Source organism: Pirellulaceae bacterium (assembly GCA_029243025.1).
GTDB lineage: Bacteria > Planctomycetota > Planctomycetia > Pirellulales > Pirellulaceae.
The window spans coordinates 221,283-243,452 of sequence record JAQWSU010000033.1; the positions used below are offsets into that span (position 1 = coordinate 221,283).

Consider the following 22,170-nt stretch of genomic DNA (forward strand, 5'->3'; position numbering starts at 1 on the left):
GTGGTTAAAACTGCCTCCAAGCAGTTTGGCATGAACCACACGACGCGATCGCCCTTCTTCACAGCTTGTTCTCTTAACCCCGCAGCAAGCCGCCGCATCTTCCGGTCAAGTTCACCGAAACTCAGCTCCTACTCTTTGACGCGAAGCGCAATCTGACAAGAATCTGCTGACACCCCGTTGTCCAGCAAGCCCTGCAACTTAGCAAATCCACTCATTCCTACCCCTGAACTCAACAACGATCAGTTTCGGGTCGGGTGGCGAGACCTTGGGTTTCTTGCCAAATGATTGGATCCACACTGATTGCAGCCCTTCCCGAGCTGAAAACTGACCCGACAAAAACTTTGGCCGCTTCATGCCGCAGATCACCACGTGATGATAGCAAAGGCGTCCAATTGGCGCATTCTTGGCGCGACCCAGAGTCCGTTTTCTGACGCCAACCGACATTTTTTTTCGCAGCAATTCGTAGGGGATGGGAATCCGTCACCGTCAAGGGAGTTGCCAGCGACCACGAAGGCGGACATGATGTGGGCAGACTTGGTCCTAGGAGAAAACCAGATATGGCCGTAAGTTCCCAACCAACTCCCCGTGTTGTGGTCATCGGAGGCGGATTTGGCGGTATCAACGTGGCGAAACGATTGAAACACGCGCCGGTGTCGGTCGTGCTCATCGATCGCCGCAATTACCATCTATTCCAGCCGCTACTCTATCAGGTGGCAACAGCGGAACTAGAACCTGCCAGTATTGCCGCACCGATCCGCCAAATTCTATCGAAGCAGTCGAATGTGGATGTGGCGTTGGGCGAAATCACCGGGGTGAACTTAGAAGACAAAGTAGTACTCTTCGATGGTGGTGAATGCAAATACGACTATTTAGTGATCGCCACTGGAATGCAACAGTCCTACTTTGGACATGATGAATATCGCACGGCTGCTCCCGGGCTAAAATCGATTGACGACGCGCTCGAAATCCGTCGGCGCGTGCTACTGGCGTTCGAAGAGGCAGAATGGGAGGCCGATGAGCAGGCTAGAAAAGCGAAGCTGACCTTCGTTGTTGTCGGTGGTGGGCCCACCGGGGTCGAGTTGGCTGGCGCGATCATGGACGTGGCTGCCGAAACCCTGCGGAAGGAGTTTCGCCAAATCAAGCCCAAAACAGCGCGTGTGATCATCGTGGATGGTGGCAAGCGATTAGTCGCGGCAATGCCCGAAGACTTAGGCCAGCGAGCCCAACAGGTCCTGGAACGAATGGGCATCGAGATTCGATTGGAAAGCCGAGTCACCAACGTTGACTCGAAAGGGGTCGTTCTTGGCGATGAGCGAATTGAAGCAGAAAACGTCTTCTGGGCAGCAGGCGTTCAGGGCCAAGCCTTCGCGAAGACGCTTGGTGTAGAACTCGATCGCGCCGGACGCATTGTAGTTGGATCTGACCTATCGATTCCCGATCACCCCGAGGTATTTGTCGTGGGGGACGCGTCGTTGGCTCCCGATGCAAAAACGGGAAATCCTGTACCAGGTCTCGCACAAGGCGCGATCCAAGGCGGTCGTTTTGTTGCGAAGATCATTCGCAACGAGGTGTCGAGTTCAGCTAGCCCCACACGACCCGCCTTTCGCTATTTCAACAAAGGCTCCATGGCGATGATCGGCCGTGGTAACGCCGTTGCGGCGATCGGCAAACATCATTTCAGCGGTTTTTTCGGATGGCTCGCATGGCTGCTCGTACATGTCATGTTCCTGATCGGGTTCGGTAACAAGTTGCTCGTGATGACCGAATGGTTTTGGAACTTTGTCTTAGGCACGCGACGCGCATGGCTGATTACGGCGGACCCGCCGGTTGAAATCAAAAAACTGCGAAGGCCAACCATCAAATTTGATTCCCCCAAAAAGCGTGACGCGAAGCCGTAGGGCACGATGGATTAGGTCTTACTAATCGGTCCAACCCGCGTCGTTGCCCTTCTAGACGTAAAGCTTTTGAACATGGGCGCGTGGATCTAATCGCCCGATGCGGGCCCTCAACCTTCTCCCGACCGGAGTTCAGGGCTTTCAAAAAAGAGGCCCTTGGGGAAAAGCTAGTTTTCCGCTAAGCTGTGTGGGTGATTGGATCCATTCCGGCCAGTTTCAGATTCCCACCTCGCTGGGCAAACACTCTGCCCTTCGACCCCTGAACAGCACCTGACGCGTTCGATCATGCTATGCAAGCGGCTATCGCAGCACCACGCTGCAGAGCTAGCGCTCCTGTCACCGACAATAGCCCGAAGCTTGCACCTTTGTTCGTCCGCTATCTACAAATCAGGTAATCGCTCACTTGTGCAGCCGAAAAAGCCGGATGGTATGTCCGACTTCTTTCGTTTGTCGGCGCCCGGCTTGCGGCAGGCGTTGTTTCGAGACGTTTTCCAAAACGCTACGGATTTATAGGCTTTATGACGCAATCTCAAATTGATAGCACGTCCAAGGAATTAGGTGACAAAGCCTCTGCGCCGCTTGAGTCGCTTCCTTCCTCTGATCCGACATCCCCCCCTCTCGGAGAAACAGACTCGGCTCCGGTGACTGAGCCAGTTGGGCCTACTCCGGCTCAAGAGTCGCTTGAAGCTTCCAGCGACCAACAGGACGAGAAGCAGCCAGCCGCTGAAAAATCTGCTTCACAGGCTAAAGAAGCTGCCGCATCCGTTCCCAATCTCGAAGCGACCACCGAGGAGGTTTCGGCAGAGCCCGCTTCAGCGCTGGAGAACGGATTTCGCAAGCTGGGCCTTCGTGACGATTTGGTTGCCGCGGTGGAAAAGTCAGGATACACCACCCCAACCCCCATTCAGTCACGGACGATTCCGCACCTGCTCAAGGGGCGCGACGTGCTTGGCCAAGCCCAGACGGGCACCGGAAAAACGGCTGCGTTCGCTTTACCGATGCTACAACGAATCACGGTGTCGAAACGGAAACCTCAGGTGCTTGTCCTAGCGCCCACTCGAGAACTCGCAATCCAGGTTGCCGAAGCTTTCGAAAAATACGCCGGTCAGATGAAAGGACTGCGGGTAGTCCCCATCTATGGTGGGCAAGACTATCAAATCCAATTTGGGCAACTCCGGCGGGGAGTCCACGTCATTGTCGGCACACCTGGTCGCGTCATGGACCACATGCGTCGCGGTTCACTTGATCTCAGCGAATTACAATGCCTGATTCTCGACGAAGCCGATGAAATGCTTCGCATGGGATTTGCCGATGACGTGGAATGGGTGCTGACTCAAACGCCCGACCATCGACAAATGGCACTCTTTTCAGCGACCATGCCCAAACAAATTCGTCAAATCGCTCAACATCATTTGAAATCGCCTGCGGAAATCACGATTGCCCAACGGACCACGACCGCCGACACCATCAACCAGCGGTACATTGTCGCCTCCCCCCACGTGAAGCGACCGGCATTGGTGCGCATCCTCGAAGCAGAAGCAACCGACGGGGTACTCGTCTTCGTTAAGACGCGCAGCACCACCGAGCCGCTCGCCGACTATCTTGCAGCCGCGGGCTTCCGGACAGCTGCATTAAATGGCGACATCGCCCAAAAACAGCGTGAGCGAATTGTCGACGGACTTCGTGGCGGACGTACGGATATTATTGTGGCGACGGATGTTGCTGCCCGCGGATTGGACGTGCAACGGATCAGCCACGTCATTAACTATGATTTGCCCCATGATAGCGAAGCCTACGTTCATCGGATCGGACGAACAGGCCGAGCTGGACGCAGCGGCGAAGCCATCTTGTTCGTTCACCCGCGAGAACGTCGTTTCCTCAAACGGCTCGAACAAACAACCCGCCAACCGATCGAACCGATGGAGTTACCATCCAATCGAGCCGTGAACAAACAACGAGTCGCACGTTTTCACGAGCGCATCACCAAAGCGATTGGAAATGCGGAACTCGAGACGTTTCAGGCCATTATTGAGCACTACCAACGTGACAACGATGTGCCGCTTGAGTTGATCGCAGCGTCACTAGCCTTTCTCGCCAATGGAGAAACGTCGCTCCTACTTAAAAATGACCTTAAACCAGAACTGCTTGCCGCCGAGTCCCGCCGCGACAAAGGTGGAAAACGATTTCCCAAAAACGGCTCTTCCCACGACCGACGGGGTCCCCGACGTGACGCTGAGGAGATGAACACCTATCGAATCGACGTGGGTCGCAACCATCAAGTCAATCCAGGAAACATTGTCGGCGCTATCGCCAACGAAGCCGGCATCGGTAGTGAATCGATTGGAAAGATTAAGATCTACGACCAGTACAGCACCGTTGATCTCCCCCGCGACGTGTCCAGCAAAACACTCAGCATGTTGCAATCCGTCATGGTTTCAGGCCGTAAACTACGAATTGCTCGCTTTGACTCCAGCGAAGCGCCTCCCACTCGTTTCCACGGTGGAGAAAAATCGCACTATCGATCGAAGCCGAAAAGCCCCAAGTTCAAAAACGCCAAGTCAAAGGCAAAAAAACGCAAGCGGTCGCCCTCCAACTAGACAATGGCCCGGTTAATTCGGGAGGCAGCGTGTTGGCAAAGTCGGGGATTTGGATTGCAGCAGCAACTGTTTTTCCTCATCAGACGGCAACACCTCGCCGCGCCATTCCTGCAACGGATCCGCGGTGAGTTAGATCACCGCTTGACGTATTGAGCGGCTAATCTGACACTCTACGATGTTTCCCGTTACCGAATTGGCGATCCGAGAAATCATTTCCCGGTGTTCCAGACTGTTATGACGACTCGATTGCCGCAGCTGAACCCATCTTCGGACATCTCGATTGCGGTCGTTTCCTCGCTTAACTTGCCCCTCAAATGATCAACTAAACCGGCCTTCCAGAGTGGCACGTGGGCTAGTCCCACCCATCTAAACAGGCTAGACTGCTTGCTCACCGGTGTTTTGTTGATCCAGTAATCAACAGGCGCTGAACCGTCCCTCACCTTGCTCCGCATGCGGATAAGCGTAGCTTTGCGGGACGAAACGCAACGACTTTTAAGGGTTTGAAGGAGTTAGGAATGCCTCAAGGCGTAATCAAAAAGCTCGTATCGGACAAAGGTTTCGGATTCATCGCGGGCGACAACGGTGAATACTTCTTTCACCACTCGGCTGTCGAAGGTGAAGGCTTTGAATCTCTTCGCGAAGGCCAAGCGGTTGAGTATCAGGAAGGCATGGGACCGAAGGGCCCTCGAGCTGAGAACGTCACCGCGATCTAAAACGGTCGCGACCTTGTGATGTGGTCAATAAAGATCGGATGAATCGGTTTCGATTGGAGTCAGTCGGAATCACTTCTGACCTTAAGTCGCTACGAATCCAATTAAGACTCCGGGATGTACGAAAGCATCTTGGAGTGGGATTCCAGCGCCGGCTTCTCGCGCCTATCTTCGGCCTTTTCTGCCGTCGCCCGACAAGACAATCAGTACTGCTCTGATCGCTCGGATCCATTATCCTCTGAGACACCCTAGAGCAACTGCCCCCCAGCTCCATGACGCGCGAGGACAACTCGATGAAGCGTGCGAAAATGCTTGAACGATTGAGCTCCGAATCGTTTGACATCATCGTGATTGGTGGCGGAGCCACCGGATTAGGCGTCGCGGTTGACGCGGCCAGCCGCGGTTACACCGTGGCGTTGCTGGAGGCCCATGACTTTGCCAAGGCGACGTCCAGCCGCAGTACAAAGTTGGTTCACGGTGGCGTCCGCTACCTTGAGCAGCTGAATTTCTCACTGGTTGTTGAAGCGTTGCGAGAACGCGGAATCATGTATCGCAACGCCCCCCACTTGGTCAGCAATCTTGCGTTTATTGTCCCTCGTTACCATTGGTGGGAGGGGCCATTTTATGGGATCGGCTTGAAGCTCTATGACACCCTCGCCGGGAAGTTGAATATCGAGAACAGTCGTTTTCTTGATCGCGAAGAAACCATTCAACTCATCCCGAATGTCCAACAGGAAGATTTGATTGGCGGCATCAAGTATCACGACGGTCAATTTGACGACGCTCGCATGGCGATCACCCTCGCCCGCACAGCCGCCGACCACGGCGCCGCAATTGCCAACTATCTCCGCGTGACCGGCTTCATAAAAGAACAAGGACGCTTGACCGGCGTTCATGTCCAGGATGAACTCGGTAGCTCTGAATTCGATCTGCGCGGTAAAGTCATAATTAATGCGACTGGTATTTTCTCGGATCAGATTCGCCAACTGGATGATCCGCAAGCCAATGAAATGATCGAGCCCGCTCAAGGCGTCCATTTGGTACTTGATCGATCGTTTCAACCTGGTGACAACGCAATCATGGTCCCCCACACGGACGACGGACGAGTTCTGTTTGTGATTCCGTGGCACGAGCGAGTAATTGTGGGCACAACCGATACCCCAATGAAAAAAGCGGAATTGGAACCTCGTGCGCTTCCAGACGAGCTCGAGTTTATCTTGCGCAATGCAGCTCGGTACATGGAACGAGATCCTGGGCTCGAAGATATCCTGAGCGTTTTTGCCGGCCAGCGTCCGCTCGTGCATCCGGGTGGAAGATCCGGAAATAGCAAGTCGGTATCGCGTAACCATGAGGTCTATGTAAGCGAGAGCGGTTTAGTCACCATTTCCGGCGGCAAATGGACGACCTATCGAAAAATGGCCGAGGACACGCTAACCCATGCAATCAAGGTCGGCCAACTGACTCCTCAACCGTGCGTCACAGAAGACCTGCATCTTCACGGCTATCTTTCGCGGGAGGAGTTGCCATCCCAAGACCATCTTCATGTGTACGGCAGGGAAGCGTCCGAAGTGGTGGCTCTGGCGAATAGCGTCCCCGCGTTGAAGGAGCCCATTCACCCGCGGTTGCCCTATTCGGGTGCGGAGATCGTTTGGGCTGTTCGGCATGAAATGGCCTGTCAGCTCGAAGATGTGTTAGCAAGAAGGACTCGTTCGCTGCTGCTAGATGCTCAGGCTTCGGCCGAAGCGGCTGAAAGGTCGGCCGCTCTGATGGCAGCCGAACTAGGATACGACCAACAATGGATTGATTCGGAAGTCACGAATTACCGCGAGCTAACTCGAGGCTACCTGCCCTCGGCCGTCCACTGACCCCTCAGGAGATCACCAAGCTTCCCCGAGTTCAATCCAGCACAAAACGAGTGTTTTCGGTATAATTTGGAGGGGCGGCGTAGGTCATCCACAAGCTTCCCCCTTTTCCCGGCCTCATTTCCATCAGAACCAAGAATGGCGCATGCAGGACTTCATCCATTTTTTCGAGACGATGTCCAGTGTGTATCGTTCGGGTGCACTCGTTATCGGCCTTGTCCTGTTTTGGGTTGTCGAAGGCGCGGTGCCCCTGTTCAACGCCGGCTATCCTCGCCTTCATCATGCGGCTTTGAATATTTTCTTAACGCTAATGCAGCTTGTGCTTGCCTTCGCCTTTGGCATTTTCGTTTTACAAGCCGCCAGTTATACAAGCGAGCATCACTTCGGATTACTTTATCTTGTCAATCTACCACTCTGGCTGCATGCTCTGCTGGGAATTTTGCTGCTGGATTTCTGCGGTGGATATTCGATTCATCGGCTGGAACATCATTTTTCTCTTTTATGGCGTTTTCATATCATTCATCACACGGATAAACATGTCGACGTCACGACAGGCCTTCGCCATCACCCGGCTGAGACAATCTTCCGGCTATCATCTCAACTGTTCGCGGTTTGGGTGGGCGGAATTCCCATCGGCGTCATATTCCTCTACCAGATGGCATCCGTCTTCTTCACTCAATGGACGCACGCTAACCTGCGATCCAATCGAAGACTTGACCATCTTCTCTCCTATTTGTTTGTGACCCCCAATATGCACAAAGTGCATCATCATCACGAAAAACCACTGACCGACATGAACTATGGCAACGTGTTTTCAATTTGGGATCGCCTGTTCGGAACGTTTGCAGAGGTCGATCCGGCAACACTTCATTACGGAATCGACAGTCTCCCCGACGCGGCCGACCACGACAAGTTGTCACGCTTGCTCCTCATGCCATTTCGTCGACGAAACAAGCCAAAGCCCACCGACCTCTAACGCTCAACTCGTACGCTCGATCCGATCTGCATCTTAATACCACTCATCGGAATGTCAGCCGAGACTGGCGAGATTCTCACAAGTCGCCCGTGCCTTACAAACCGCCTATTCCTCGCCAGGAACCAGCCTCCGACGTCGATCAGAGCGGCCTGATGCTTCTATCCCACCTGAGCTCCTGAAAAGTGATATCTGCCTACGAGCCAACAGATGTTATCTTTGCGAAGAATGTCATTGCTATCGCATTAGCCAAACGATTCAGGAGATCCCAATATGCGTTTATTCTTAGTAGCTGTATTTGCGCTGACCCCCTGTTTGATCCTTACCGCGAATGCGGATGAGACTCAAATTCACTCGATGGAAGAGCTGCTGCAAATTGCCAGTCGGCGCGAGCAGGAAATTCGAAAAACAGTCCAAGATTACACCTGCTTGATTGTCAAACGCGAACGCATCGATGGCAAACTACAAGAGACTCGTTTTATTGAAGCGAGGGTCCGCCCTGAATCGGATCGAAACGGCCACACATCTCCCCTTGCTGTTCGACTGACCTTTCGAGCCCCCAAACAAATAGTGGGACGCACCGTTCTTTTTGTCGAGGGGGAAAACGACGGCAAAATGATCGTCAAACGAGGAGGACGACGGCTAAGCAATGTCACGGTCAAAGTCGATCCCGACAGTGAAATCGCCAGAAACGAAACTTTAATGCAGATCACTCATCTTGGCTTCGATGGTATGGTCGGGGAACTCGTTTCACAAATCCGCAAGGATATCGCCGCCGACCCGTCCGGCAACAACACCATCCTCAACCTTAAACGGGAAGCCACCATCAACAAGCGTCCCTGTACGGCGATCGAAATCGTGCATCCCCAACGAGAAAAAGGGCTGCTTTACCACAAGGCGCAATTCTTCATTGACAACGAATTCCACTTGCCCGTGCGTGTTGCCGCTTACGATTGGCCCAAGTCAGATGAAGCCAAACCCAAACTGATGGCCGAATTCACCTACACGAAGGTGAAAATCAATGTCGGACTCAGCGACGCTGAGTTCGACCCTGAAGTCTTGAAGACCGCCTCGCGCAAATAGCAGCCGCGAGCTGAGATACGACCCAAGTACATGGTAGGTCGTATCCGCAGCAAGCTTGCGACAGCGCACTGAAAGAACAACATCTCTTCAAGCTGTAGCCTTCGCGTTCAAAAACAACCATCCGTTTTTTGACTCTACCTTGCTGTATTTTTTCCAATGAGCAGCTACCAACAAACGTGCCACGGTGCGAGTCGGCCGCCGACCGGAGGCAATGGCCCCACATTCCACCAATCGACCTTTCCGAGAATGGCAGAGCCTTTCGCAAAGTCGGGCCGCTTTTTACGAGGATCCTGAAACGCGATCCCAGTCACCCTTTCGTTTCGATTCAAGGCCGATGACCGCCGCAAACTCCTCCGACGTTAATATGTTTGACGACCTCGACTTAGCCACCATCCCATACCGATTAACCGGTCTACACGACCGCTTGGCCTGCTACCCATCACGTGAAAACTAAGCTAGGTTGATGAGCTTTCAAAACGAGTCTCGCAGGGAATCATCATGGCCGCTCACGAGGAAGATTATCAACGCGTCGTCTCGGGGGACACACCCACCCGGTTCATCGACGGAACGATGATCGAGATCATTCGAGACCACGATCTGGATCGTCGACCGGCCCACGTTCTATTTGACTTCGATGGCACACTCAGCTTAGTCCGCGAGGGCTGGCCCGAGGTCATGGTGCCGATGATGGTGGAGGCCCTACGCGAAACAGAGACAGACGAGTCCGATGAACAGCTCCAAACCATTGCCAACACGTTTGTGATGGAATTAAACGGCAAGCAAACTATTTATCAAATGATTCGCCTCGTGTCGGAAATCGAAAAACGCGGCGGCCGCCCCCATGAACCAACTCACTACAAACGCAAATATCATGATCTCCTCATGCTGCGTATTGAAGCCAGACGCGAACAACTTCGCTCCGGTGAATTGAATCCGACCCATTTTCTTGTTCCAGGCACAATCAACCTCCTCAATCGATTACGGGACCTGGGAGCTCATCTTTATTTGGCCAGCGGAACCGACGAGGAATATGTGAAAGAAGAAGTCGATTTACTTGGTCTCACTGAATATTTCGGTGAGCATGTCCATGGGGCAGTCGACGACTACAAATCATTCTCGAAGGCTCAGGTCATAGAGCGAATTTTAAGCAGCAATGCGATTGACGGCGAAGACCTTCTCGGTTTTGGCGACGGTTACGTAGAAATTCAAAACATTAAGTCGGTTGGCGGAACCGCCGTGGGCGTGGCCAGCGACGAGAGCGGTCGAAGTGGCAAACCGGATAGATGGAAACGCGATCGCCTGATCGGCGTCGGCGCAGACATTGTCGTTCCCGACTTCCAAGAATCCGACCCATTACTGTCCTACCTCCGATATTGACTCGCAAATGAGCCCCCATGAGCTATCAACAATTCGATCGCTTCGCGATCAAGATGGAGCCTCTGTCTTCTCGCCCCAACAAAAAATTTATCGAACAAGATCACATCGCTCCAACTGCAGAACCCAGTCCTCTGACTGCGTTTCGCCAGGAGATGATCCACGAACTGGCCGAACGTATTCAATCGGCGAGAAAAAATGATCGGCCGGTGATGATCACCTTCGGTGCTCATGCGATCAAGAATGGATTGGGGCCCGTGCTACTTGGGCTCATCGAAAATAATTGGGTCACCCATTTAGCAACGAACGGTGCCGGCATCATTCACGATTGGGAGTTTGCATTTCAAGGCAAGAGCTGTGAAGATGTCTGCCAGATGGTTGAGGAGGGTCGTTTTGGGAATTGGGAGGAAACGGGATTCAACATCAATCTCGCACTCAACATCGGAGCCTATGAAGGACGTGGATACGGCGAATCCGTAGGCGCATTAATCGACAACGAGGCCTTCACGATTCCCGATCAAGAGGAACTCTGCCGCACCATTCAAGAACTCATCGTCGACCAGGCCGATCGAGCTGCGGCGGCCGCCGACCTGCTTCATGTCATTCGCCAATTTCAACTCCCTGCCGGCCAAAAGGTGGTCCCACACCCTTGGAAGCAATTCAGCATCCAAGCGGGCGCTTTCCGGCTGGGCGTTCCACTAACCGGTCACCCGATGATTGGGCACGACATTATTTACAACCATCCGATGAACCACTGCGCTAGCTTAGCCCGAACTGCCGAACGTGACTTTCTCTGCTTTGCGGAATCTGTGAGCCGGCTTGAAGGCGGCGTCTATATCTCGATTGGCTCGGCCGTCATGAGTCCAATGGTTTTTGAAAAGTCACTTTCCATTTCTCAAAACCTTGCAATTCAAAAGCAAAAACACATCGATCACCATTTCATTTTCATTAACGACCTCGCAGAATCGACTTGGGATTGGTCTCAGGGAGAACCCCCCGAGGACAATCCAGCATACTATTTGCGATACAACAAATCGTTTAGTCGAATGGGCGGGGAAATGCGTTACCTCCAAGCTGACAACCGCGATTTCTTGCTTTCGCTAACTCATCAACTGTCTCGGAGCATTGACTCGTGAAATCCGTGCAGCTATCCCCCACTCGACTTCAAGAGCTGATCGAACATTTCCCGCAAAGTCGCATTGCCGTCTTGGGGGACTTCTTTCTGGATAAGTATCTGGATGTTTCTCCTCAACTCGAGGAGCTTAGTGTTGAAACGGGGAAGCCCGCATACCAAGTCATCAACGTCCGTTGCAGTCCGGGTGCAGCCGGCACCGTGGTATGTAATCTCACCACTCTTAACGCAGGCCAAATTCACGCAATTGGCTTTCGCGGAGACGACGGCGAAGGCTACGATCTTGCGAAAGAGCTGAATCATCTCAATTGCCGCACCGAGCATTTACACGTCGTCTCGGAAGCCCACACGCCAACCTATTTGAAACCGAGAGACGAAAACGCCACCACGCTCGCCGGCGAACACTCCCGTTATGACACCAAAAATCGGCAGGCCACTGCTGCCCGAGTGGAAGATTCTGTGCTCCAGTCCTTGGACGACTTGCTACCCCATCTTGATGCGGTGATTGTGCTGGATCAAGTCGAGCAAGCCAACTGCGGAATTATCACTGAAAAAGTCAGACAGGAACTGTCAAAGAAGGCCCAACAATGGCCAAACGTCATCTTCTGGGCCGATAGTCGCCGCCGAATTCGCGATTTTCCTCACTTGACCATCAAGCCCAATGAATTTGAAACCATCGGACTTGATAACCCGCTGCCCGAGGACGAGGTGTCGCTTGGTGCTCTCCGGAAAGCATCCCAACAATTGCGTCAGGAGAATCAAGCACCCGTCGTTATAACTCGAGGCAAACACGGTATGTGGGTCAGTGATCCCGAATGGACGAACGTGCCGGCGGTGGCGGTCGAAGGACAACTTGATCCTACTGGCGCAGGTGACAGTGCGACGGCTGGTACGGTCCTAGCTCTCTGCGCCGGTGCTACCTTGCCCGAAGCGGCCATTGTCGGCAATCTCGTGGCATCAATCACCATTCAACAAATCTCGACTACCGGAGTAGCACACCCCGATCAACTACCGCCCCGCCTGTCACTCTGGCATCAACAGCAACAAGGCCAATAGCCTGGATTCATTGCTTGCCAATAAATCATTTGATCCGACCTAATACGGGACATATCTCGAAAACGCGTTTATATTGACCTGAGACCTGTTCTTGCCATCGAAGACCTCCAGAGCATCGATAACTCCCATGACCGTTGCTGTCCGATGTTTAGCGTTCCTCCTGATTACTTGCTCACTTCTCCAGAGCGAGGAGCCTGCAAAAGTTTTCGACGTCATTTCACCCGAAACCGTCGATCTGGATAAGAACCGCCTGTCGGAAATAGGCGACTATCTGCACGCCGAGGTCAATGCGGGACGAATCGCTGGCTGCCTGGCGCTCGTCGCTCGGGGGGACCAGGTTGCTTTCCTGGGCACTTGGGGAGACCGCAATCGCGAAAAATCACTGAAGATGACTCCCGACACGATTTTCCGTATTTATTCGATGTCCAAGCCGATCACAAGTGTCGCGGCCATGCAACTCATCGAAGCAGGAAAGATGAAGCTCGACGATCCGGTTTCGAAATACCTGCTGTCTTTCCAGAAATTAAAAGTTCATTCCAAAGCAGACGGTCAGCTCCAAGAGATTCCCCTGGATCAGCCCATGACGATCCGTGATTTGCTGCGGCATACTTCGGGATTGACCTACGGATTTTTTGGAAACACCGAGGTGGACAAGGCTTACCGCAAGGCCGGCCTGCTGATCACCGAAGGAACGATTACCGAGTCGGTCGAGAAACTTAGCTCAATACCTCTGTTGTACCAACCGGGTAAACGATGGCACTACAGCGTTTCGACCGACGTCTTGGGACGGTTGATCGAAGTGGTGTCCGGTCAGCGATTTGACCAATATCTCCAGGAGCACATCTTCGATCCGCTCGAAATGCGTGACACAGCTTTCATGGTGCCAAGGGAGAAACGGGAGCGATTCGCAATCCTCTACCAACCAGATGCCCAAAACGGACTCAAGCCTGCTTCCTTCATCCAATCCTATCGATTTCTAAATCCCCACAACCAGTTCTTCTCTGGCGGGGGCGGATTATGTTCGACAACGCATGACTACTTACGTTTTTGCCAAGCCTTACTCAACGGTGGCGAATTGGATGGAAAGCGGATTCTAACCACCGAATCATTGGCTCAAATGACAAAAAACCAACTTTCTGGCAACGGCTTCCAATTCGGGCTTGGCTTCGCCATCGGCCCGGAGGGTGAATTCAGTTGGGGCGGCGCAGCAGGTACTCGGTTTTGGATAAACCCCCGACGCAAGCTCATCGTGATCTATATGATCCAGATCAACCCGTACACCGTCATCGATTACGGCAATCGCGTCAAACAACTGGTCTATGCCGCCGATCGCTCAGGCACGGCGAGCGTCGAGGCCGCTACAGCACCGATGCCTTAGCCCGAGAGGCATTCCCAATCAGTCACGCAGCGTCGGCGCGATCTTGTCGGCGAACGGCAACGTCTTCGGTACAACCCGCACCGGCGTCGTTAAACGCATGAGCGTTGGAGCACCCACATTGTATTCCAGTTGCACCAGAAAAGCGGTCCAGCCCTCCTTGGGAGTCTCAACCGTGGCTTCATAACTGCCGTCAGCAAGCGGCTTGAGTTCCTGACTACGATAGCCTCTTCCAATCGTGTCGACTCGAAAATCTCGCGATTTTGGATTGTGGGCTTGCCAAAGCAGCACGCGTTTGGGTTTGGTTGTGGGATTCACCCGAATCGTATTGTCATCCGGAAAAGACCAAGAAAAATCTGGTCGTGGTCGATCATTAATAATCGAATCATGGAAGGCAACAAGCGTATCGACCGCATTGGTCCCACCCAGCGAGTGCTCACCGTTGGGGACGTAACACAAATGTTTTTCTTCTGGCAATTCATCAAAATAGAATTGCGATGAGTCCGGCAAGAAGAATTGATCACCAGTCGCGTTAATTAAACACTTAGGCATGGTAAAACGATCCCGATAGGCATAGGGATCAACTAATTGAAGCAGCTCCGCGTAACGGGGTTCACTGCGCCGATGGGTAATCTTGTGTTTCACATAATCACCGATCGCGGGCGCCCAAAACCCATAGGCTGAGTAGTGGTGTTTCATCGAAACGTTTGCGTTGAGGACATCAATCACGATCGGTGCGATCGCGACAACTCGCTTGTCCACGGCTGCCGTCATCCAGGTCGTCCATCCCCGCTTTGATCCGCCAGCAACAACAAACTTGTCGATTGCTGGAACCGAGTCCTCTTGATCCGCAAGCGCCTCAATGGTGTCCATCGCTCGCACCACCGACTTCACCATGGGCAACCGGGCCGGCCACCGCTCGTCACCCGTTTTCAAGTACTGATCCCAGGTGTATCCGATCAAGTCGTCCTCCCCACGAGGCACTCCATCATTGTGAAAAATGAGCGGTTGATTGGGTACCATTCCCAGTTCGGCAGCCACGGAGTTGGTTGCCAACGCAATTTGTTTGATTTGCCCCGGAGCAGTTTTTGGCGGATTGCCTCCATTGCTCCCCCCCCCAATAAAAACCAAAGCCGTATCGGAGGTTGCTGCCTTCGGTACCACCACAGAAAGCCAGTGCTGCCACACATTACGGTTGACCTCGTCCGGGCGCAGCCAGGTCTGAGACGTTAAATCGATCACGTAGGTCGTTTCAGCCGGTCCTTCGACCTTACTCACAATCTTCCATTCATAGCTATCGTCTTTCGCAGCAATGTATCGATCGAGCGCGGTCTCACCTTCATTAAGCCGGGTAGGCGTGATTGACTCAGTAAAGGGCGCCTTCTCGACTGCCGGTTCGTCAGCAACGACACATTCGGTGGCATTTAACAAACAAAACGATGTGAGTAAAAACGCGGTCGAGAAGATGAGTCTTATTTGCATCGATTCTGGGCTCGGCTTCTAAGAGTGAAATTTAACTATTGCCCGTTGCAGACAGGCACCCAAATGAACGATCGATTGGGAGCGATCGTTACACATTGCGACTAGTCAACGGTTTTTTTCCGCTTTCCAACAACCGGCAATTCACCAGCCTTTCCAGCGATTTCAAAACGTAGCTTACCAGATATGTGATCGCCGTACGGACGACCTTCAAAATCGATCTTCATCGGAGAAGCCCGGTAGACGGCCCCTACTGCGAACCGCGACAGATTTTGGGAATGAACTCTTAGCCAGTCAACACCACTAATCGAGCCATCCTCAGCGATGTAGATGAGCTTAAAACCTGTCTTCTCCTTGTAGATTAACAATTTGCAGCCAGGGAACTTCCGTCCACGTCAGCTTGCGACGTCCAATCACCCACCCCGTCGCTCAAGCTGACTTTACGTTTTGCTTTCCAAGGATGATCCCGTGTTTCGCCGGCAAACGTGGCTGCCACACCGCCAATGATTTCATCACCCTTCACACGACCGGAAAAACGAAGACTCAGAGGCGATCCCTGGAAATCGAGTCGAGGGCAACGGTCAGTTTGTTGCCTCCAAGGGTGCCGTCCTAAATACGTACAGCCCGCTCTGGATCGAGGAACTTGCCATCGGATTTCCCCGCTTGGCCGACTTGCAAGCGGAGTTCATCCTGGCGATTGCTATTTCGTACTTGCCCACGGACAAGTACCCGACGGATCGACCTTCTCGTCCGCAACCCCAGCGGTTGCCAGAGCCACAAGGAGAATCGCAAGACTCCAGAGACAATCACGAAGAGCAAACTTAGATCGTTTGAAACGGATTGTTTTCCCTAGGGCACCCGCGTTGCTTCCCAAGGTATCTTCCCCTCTCGGCCAATCGCTTCGATGGTATAAGTGATATCGCCTTCGATCTTGTCTTTACTGACTCGGCCTTGAAACTCAAGCGAAATACCACCGAATTGGTTCACACCCACCTGAAAACAGACTTGATCCCCATCGACCACTGCAGCTTCAATTTGCATTTTCTGCTGTCGCGATTCGAGCACTCCGGATAACACGTTCTCTTTCAGTTCAAGCGTGAGTGACTCTTTACTTTTCCGCCGCCCCATAGAGCGTACCCATTCCCAGGTACCAGAGGGGTCAACCTTAACATTTTTACTTTTCAACAATGGGTTACGCGCCACGGTATCCACCGGAACCGTATCGAAGAAACCAATCATCATTTCTTCCCAGCTTTGATCACCCCACCGGACCGTTTTGGTCGGATCGGGATTGACCGGATTGTCTTCTGAGTTGTCGTATGTCGCGGTACACAGGATCGTCGTTCCCCTTGGGAGCAACTTTGGCTCGGCGAGCAGATATTTCAATTGCCAATTAAAATCGTAATTGGGAACGTCGAGCAGCACCTCTCGCTCTCCATTCGGATAAGTGGCCTCATAGCGAAACGACTTCCCCCGCAAATGCAAATGGGGGGTCATGCTCAACAGAATTTCATCCCTTCGCAGACGAGTTTTCGCCTTGACCACCACATTTGGATCATGCGGTTTAATCGCAAAGTCGGCTTTGATTGCGAGACGACCATTGAGTGTTTTCTCGACCGTTTCCTTATCGACAAAACAGACTCCCGCGTAGCTTCGATCGAATTCCCGATGGCCATTCGGAGTGTAGTGCATCTGGAACAGGAGGCGACTCCCCGCAGGAACGTGAATCGCAGTCCCCGGTTCGAGCAAAACCGGTAGACTCCCCGGAGCATACCCGACCAAAACCGATCTCAAGTCAGCCCCGCGGCGATTTCCGCCTGGCAAGACAAAGATCAAGATATGATGTACGACCGAGGTATTATCGGGACGGGCTTCCGCTGCCGAGATGTACTTATCCTCGTCCCACCCTGGATCAACCACAAAATGCTGGTAATCGACGGTCCCTTGCGATGGCACTTCGAATGGTGTTTCTTGCATGTAAAAGACTTGGTCCGGCTGTGGAATTCGCCAGCCTTTGACAAACCTGGTGGGTTCTGGCAAGTCCACCGGATCACCCTCAGGCATACCATTCGCCACCCATTCGCTGATCAATTGCCGTTCTTCGTCGCTGAGTCGTGCATCATTCTTGAAAGACCCATGTTTTGGATTCGCAAACCAAGGTGGCATCCGTTTTTCTTCGATCACTTCAAGAATCGTATCCTCCCACCCAATCACGTCTTCGTAGCTCGTCAAGGCAAAGGGAGCGATTTCGCCATCACGGTGACATTCCACACAACGGCGATTGAAAATGCGTGAAATCTGGTTTGCATAAGTGATATCGCCCTTGGGTTCAACTTGACTGACTCGTCCAATATGGCAGCCAACAACCTTCGTTTCGGGCACTGTTACATCCTTTCCCGCCAACAGCTCTTCCACGGCAATTGCAACGTCCAGCCGTTCTGCTTTATCACGCAGATAGCCAACACCATATTGGTCATCGATGCGACCATGATAGCGCACCTTGCGATCCGCATCGAGGATGAATACCTCTGGCGTTCGCTCGGCGTCTAACGCGTCCGCAACACGATTACCAAGATCTTTCACCATTGGAAAACTAATGCCGTATCGATCGACAAACGCTGTCATTTCTGTAGCGCTATCTTGCGTGTTCGAATTGACACCGATGAACTCAACGCCTCGGTCTGCAAATCGATCTCGCATCTCAGCCAGCCGTGGACCGTAGAGCTTGACCAAAGGGCATTCGGTACCGAGAAAGGTAATGACGATTATTTTTTTGTCCGCAAAATCGTGGAGGGAATATTCGCGCCCTCGATGGCTCTTCAGGGTGAAATCCTCAACTTTCTTACCAATGTGCGACGCCGCCACCGCGGGCGCCGAAGAAACGAGCAACGTAAAAAGCACCAAAAGTTGGTGAATTGTTTTTTTTCCCATCTCGCTCTAGCTCCCGTGGGTTTGTGCAAGACTTTTCCATGACACATGGAAATTCAATCAATGCACTGTCTATACGCTACACATTTATGCAAATAGGCACAGTCTAAAATATCAATCAAACTGTATCGAATTGTAATCAAAAGACGAAAGTTCACCCAACTTAACAGCCGCATCAGACACTGCTATCAGCAGCAAATTCACGGCGAAGCCGCGTATTGCCCAGATTCCATGGACTTCGACTCGCCTGCGTTGGGCATTTCATACTGATAGGGAACGCGACGGCCAGAATGGTTCGTCAACTTCCCACCTGCCAACCCCTTTTGAACAGCGGTCGCTTCCCTGACCATGATTTCCCTGCAACCCACGCAAAACATCGAATCCAGTGGAAATGCTTGAGCTTTTGCACGATAGGAAGAGGCAGCGTTTAGGTTACCAAGCGATCTGGACCCAACGCCGTTTGCGATGCATGATAGACGCAAGACGATTCGCATCGGCTCGAATGTCATAACAAGCAGAACTTCGATCCTGTCGTTGAGTACACCATTTCTGGTGCGGCGAGTGTATCGCCCCATTAAAATCCAACTTAGAGACGAGCACTATGTCATCGGTCGAACGCATCGAACAACTGCCGCCCGCTCCCGCTCGGCCCGTGGACGGACACAAAGGCACGTTTGGACGAGTGATGATCGTGGCCGGCAGCGCGGGCATGAGTGGCGCAGCCTGCTTAGCTGGTTATGGTGCACTTTGTGGCGGCGCCGGTCTTGTCACGCTGGCCATCCCACAATCTCTCGTCAACATAGTCGCCTCAGTGGAACCGTCTTGGCTCACCTTACCGCTTGCCGACACTGATGGGCATCTGTCCAAACGATCGATCGGCTTGCTTGAACAGTCTCTTCGAAACCAATCGGTCGTGGCAATCGGACCAGGACTAGGCGATTCCGATGGCGTTCGGTCGACCGTTCAGCACCTGTACGCAACGAGTTCTTTGCCGATGGTGGTTGACGCGGATGGACTGAATGCGTTTGCGAGTCAGTCAGATGAATTAACACGGCCAGCAGAAACAGCCCCCCGGGTCCTTACGCCTCATCCGGGTGAATTTGCTCGATTACTTTCGAGAGGAAACACGGACACCCGCCAAGTTCAAGAAGAATTAGCGATCGCTTTTGCGGCAAAGCATCAGGTCATCCTGCTGCTCAAAGGGGCTCAAACCATTACCACCGATGGGCATCGCCTGGCCATCAACCGCACTGGTAATTCGGGCATGGCAACGGGCGGTTCCGGGGATGTGCTGACCGGATTGATTTCGGCCTTGCTCGCCCAAGGGATGAGTCCCTTTGAAGCAACCCAACTCGGCGCTCACCTACACGGTTTAGCGGGCGACATCGCTGCCGAACTCCACAGTCCGCAGGCAATGATTGCATCCAATATCCATCAATGCCTGGGTTTGGCTTGGCAACAATTCCTGCAGGCCTCTTAAACAAAGTCACCGGTAATAAACAATGAAATTCATTTATGGACACACGGCGCATTTTGTGACTGGGTGATCGATGTAAGAAGATGTTTTCGTGTTCGTTCGACACAGTTTGCACTTTGTTGCACTCGCCTTCTGCCGAACCCCCAAAAAAAGTCGTTCGCATTGCTCGCTCCTTTAACAATCTCATCAACACCGCAAACAGCTCAGGACGCCCCCCAGGAACGCGAGAATGGATAAACCTTGGATCCACGAAGCAATATCACGTCTCGATTCGGACTTCAATCGATCGGCGGACACCCACTTGATCCGCATCCCCCATGGTGTCAGTCCCGACATCGACCTGTACCTCAAAGATGAATCGATTCACCCTTCGGGCAGCCTTAAACACCGCTTGGCCCGCTCTCTATTTCTTTATGCGATCTGCAATGGTTGGATTAAACAGGGAACACCGATCATCGAAGCATCCTCCGGCAGCACGGCGATCAGCGAGGCCTATTTCGCCAAAATCCTTGATCTACCGTTCCACACGGTAATCCCATCAAGTACTTCGAAAGAAAAGGTCCATAAAATAGAATTCCTTCAGGGCCAATGTCATCTCACCGATCAGCATGACATCCATCTTGCTGCGATAACGCTCGCGCAGGAGCTTGGCGGACACTTCATGGATCAATTCACCTACGCTGAGCGAGCGACAGATTGGCGAGGCAATAACAACATCGCCGAATCACTCTTCCGGCAGATGGGCAACGAACGCTATCCGGAACCAACATGGGTGGTAATGAGTGCTGGGACCGGCGGCACCTCGGCCACAATCGGCAGGTACATCCGCTATCAGAAATTGAGTTCACGCCTGTGCGTTGCCGACCCGGAGCACTCCGTCTACTACGATTATTATCACTCGCGAGATCGATGCCTCACGTGCGACCGTCAATCCCGGATTGAGGGAATTGGGCGTCCGCGTGTTGAGCCTTCCTTTATCGCGGAGGTGATCGATCGCATGATGAAGGTACCCGACGCGGCATCCATCGGCACCATGCGTGCTTTTCACATTGCCTCCGATCGCAAATGCGGAGGCTCAACGGGCACCAATCTTTGGGCAACCCTGCAGCTGATGTTGGAGATGAAGTCCCAACAGCAAGCGGGCAGCATCGTCACAATGATCTGTGACGGCGGCGAACGTTATCTGGGCACCTATTACAACGACGATTGGCTGCAGTCCCAGGGTCTTGAAACCGCCCGATACACCGATGAAGTCACACGGTTGTTGATCGATAGTTGCGACTGACTCAAACGGCTCAATGGTTCATTCGACACGTCGATTCCATTGCACGCAATCTGCGTAGGTGACTCCGACTCCACCAAAGATATCCAATGCGCTACCGATCGTCAGATCCACTTTTCCCTGACTCAATCGATCGACCAGCTCAAGATCTTCGCGACTACGCGCGCCGCCGGCGTAAGTAACAGGAATCGAGGACCAAGCAGCCAACTCGCAGACTAACTGCTCGTCAATCCCCTCGCATTTCCCCTCAACATCAGCCGCATGAATCAGGAATTCATCACAATAGGTCGCTAAACGGGCTAACGTCGCCTCTGACACGGACAGTTCGGTCAGTGTTTGCCAACGATTCATCGCCACCTGCCAACCCCCGGACACTTTCCGACAACTCAAATCCAACACAATCCGTTGGCGCCCAACCAATCGCACAAGGGACTCCAGCGCCTCGACCTCGAAACAACCGCGCGAATCGAACAACATCGAGGTCACGATTACATGGCTCGCGCCCGCCTCCAAGAACCCTCGAGCGTTTCCAAGCCCAACTCCACCACCCAGTTGCAATCCATCGGGATAGGTTCGGAGCGCCAACAGAGCCGCTTCGCAATTTCCGGGCCCAAGTTGAATCACGTGCCCACCCGTCAGACCATCATTCCGATACATGGCCGCAAAATGATCGGCGCCTTGTTCACTCACAAAATTCGTTTTCAATTCACCATGATCGGCAGCCAATGTTCCACCGACGATTTGTTTTACTCTGCCTTGATGCAAATCGATACAGGGCCGAAATTTAGTCATTTTTGTTTCCATCACCGAATTCCCCGCGTCATCAGGTTGTGCACGCCACAAGCCCGATCCTTGCTCATTCTAAGGAGATTCGCCCTGCGTTGAAAATCCATCTATTGTCCGAGTCGCTGCCTTCGAATAAGCGTATCAGCCAGGTGCTCAACCGC

Annotated in this window: 16 protein-coding genes; 12 read left to right on the forward strand and 4 right to left on the reverse strand. The window is 52.9% G+C overall.

The window, feature by feature from the left end:
* Positions 1-557: 557 nt before the first annotated feature.
* The 10 genes from P8N76_16100 to P8N76_16145 all read left to right on the forward strand — a co-directional run bounded on the left by P8N76_16100 (position 558) and on the right by P8N76_16145 (position 14,060).
* Positions 558-1,898: an NAD(P)/FAD-dependent oxidoreductase gene (locus tag P8N76_16100; protein MDG2383192.1), complete on the forward strand. Its 1,341-nt coding sequence runs from the start codon at positions 558-560 to the stop codon at positions 1,896-1,898.
* Between the two features lie 515 nt (positions 1,899-2,413).
* Positions 2,414-4,492, forward strand: a complete 2,079-nt coding sequence (locus P8N76_16105) for a DEAD/DEAH box helicase (protein ID MDG2383193.1) — start codon at positions 2,414-2,416, stop codon at positions 4,490-4,492.
* A 515-nt stretch (positions 4,493-5,007) separates the two neighbouring features.
* The gene (locus tag P8N76_16110; GenBank protein MDG2383194.1) at positions 5,008-5,205 is read left to right on the forward strand and encodes a cold shock domain-containing protein; all 198 of its coding nucleotides are present in this window, start codon (positions 5,008-5,010) and stop codon (positions 5,203-5,205) included.
* Positions 5,206-5,495: 290 nt separating this feature from the next.
* Entirely contained in the window at positions 5,496-7,067 is a 1,572-nt protein-coding gene (locus P8N76_16115) for a glycerol-3-phosphate dehydrogenase/oxidase (GenBank protein ID MDG2383195.1), read from the forward strand.
* A 142-nt stretch (positions 7,068-7,209) separates the two neighbouring features.
* On the forward strand, positions 7,210-8,040 hold the full coding sequence (locus tag P8N76_16120; protein MDG2383196.1) for a sterol desaturase family protein: 831 nt from the start codon (positions 7,210-7,212) through the stop codon (positions 8,038-8,040).
* Between the two features lie 270 nt (positions 8,041-8,310).
* A complete protein-coding gene (locus P8N76_16125) occupies positions 8,311-9,120 on the forward strand; it encodes a DUF1571 domain-containing protein (GenBank protein MDG2383197.1) in 810 nt (269 codons plus the stop codon).
* Positions 9,121-9,618: 498 nt separating this feature from the next.
* A complete protein-coding gene (locus P8N76_16130) occupies positions 9,619-10,497 on the forward strand; it encodes an HAD hydrolase-like protein (GenBank protein MDG2383198.1) in 879 nt (292 codons plus the stop codon).
* Between the two features lie 17 nt (positions 10,498-10,514).
* Entirely contained in the window at positions 10,515-11,630 is a 1,116-nt protein-coding gene (locus P8N76_16135) for a hypothetical protein (protein MDG2383199.1), read from the forward strand.
* The gene (locus tag P8N76_16140; protein MDG2383200.1) at positions 11,627-12,682 is read left to right on the forward strand and encodes a PfkB family carbohydrate kinase; all 1,056 of its coding nucleotides are present in this window, start codon (positions 11,627-11,629) and stop codon (positions 12,680-12,682) included. Before P8N76_16135 ends, P8N76_16140 begins: the two co-directional genes overlap by 4 nt.
* 127 nt (positions 12,683-12,809) lie before the next feature.
* Entirely contained in the window at positions 12,810-14,060 is a 1,251-nt protein-coding gene (locus P8N76_16145; protein ID MDG2383201.1) for a serine hydrolase, read from the forward strand.
* An 18-nt stretch (positions 14,061-14,078) separates the two neighbouring features.
* On the opposite strand, the gene P8N76_16150 is transcribed toward P8N76_16145, so the two are convergent.
* The 3 genes from P8N76_16150 to P8N76_16160 form a co-directional block, all read right to left on the reverse strand.
* Positions 14,079-15,539 (reverse strand): PhoPQ-activated pathogenicity-related family protein, encoded by a 1,461-nt coding sequence (locus tag P8N76_16150; GenBank protein MDG2383202.1) that lies wholly within the window; start codon positions 15,537-15,539, stop codon positions 14,079-14,081.
* Positions 15,540-15,640: 101 nt separating this feature from the next.
* Entirely contained in the window at positions 15,641-15,904 is a 264-nt protein-coding gene (locus tag P8N76_16155; protein ID MDG2383203.1) for a hypothetical protein, read from the reverse strand.
* 481 nt (positions 15,905-16,385) lie between these two features.
* The gene (locus P8N76_16160) at positions 16,386-18,467 is read right to left on the reverse strand and encodes a redoxin domain-containing protein (GenBank protein MDG2383204.1); all 2,082 of its coding nucleotides are present in this window, start codon (positions 18,465-18,467) and stop codon (positions 16,386-16,388) included.
* Positions 18,468-19,065: 598 nt separating this feature from the next.
* Between P8N76_16160 and P8N76_16165 the strand changes: the two genes are divergently transcribed.
* Both P8N76_16165 and P8N76_16170 read left to right on the forward strand, forming a co-directional pair.
* The gene (locus P8N76_16165) at positions 19,066-19,944 is read left to right on the forward strand and encodes an NAD(P)H-hydrate dehydratase (protein ID MDG2383205.1); all 879 of its coding nucleotides are present in this window, start codon (positions 19,066-19,068) and stop codon (positions 19,942-19,944) included.
* Positions 19,945-20,170: 226 nt separating this feature from the next.
* A complete protein-coding gene (locus P8N76_16170) occupies positions 20,171-21,226 on the forward strand; it encodes a PLP-dependent cysteine synthase family protein (protein ID MDG2383206.1) in 1,056 nt (351 codons plus the stop codon).
* A gap of 18 nt (positions 21,227-21,244) precedes the next feature.
* Here P8N76_16170 and hisA read toward each other — a convergent pair whose 3' ends face one another.
* A complete protein-coding gene (hisA, locus tag P8N76_16175; GenBank protein MDG2383207.1) occupies positions 21,245-22,015 on the reverse strand; it encodes a phosphoribosylformimino-5-aminoimidazole carboxamide ribotide isomerase in 771 nt (256 codons plus the stop codon).
* Between the last annotated feature and the right edge of the window lie 155 nt (positions 22,016-22,170).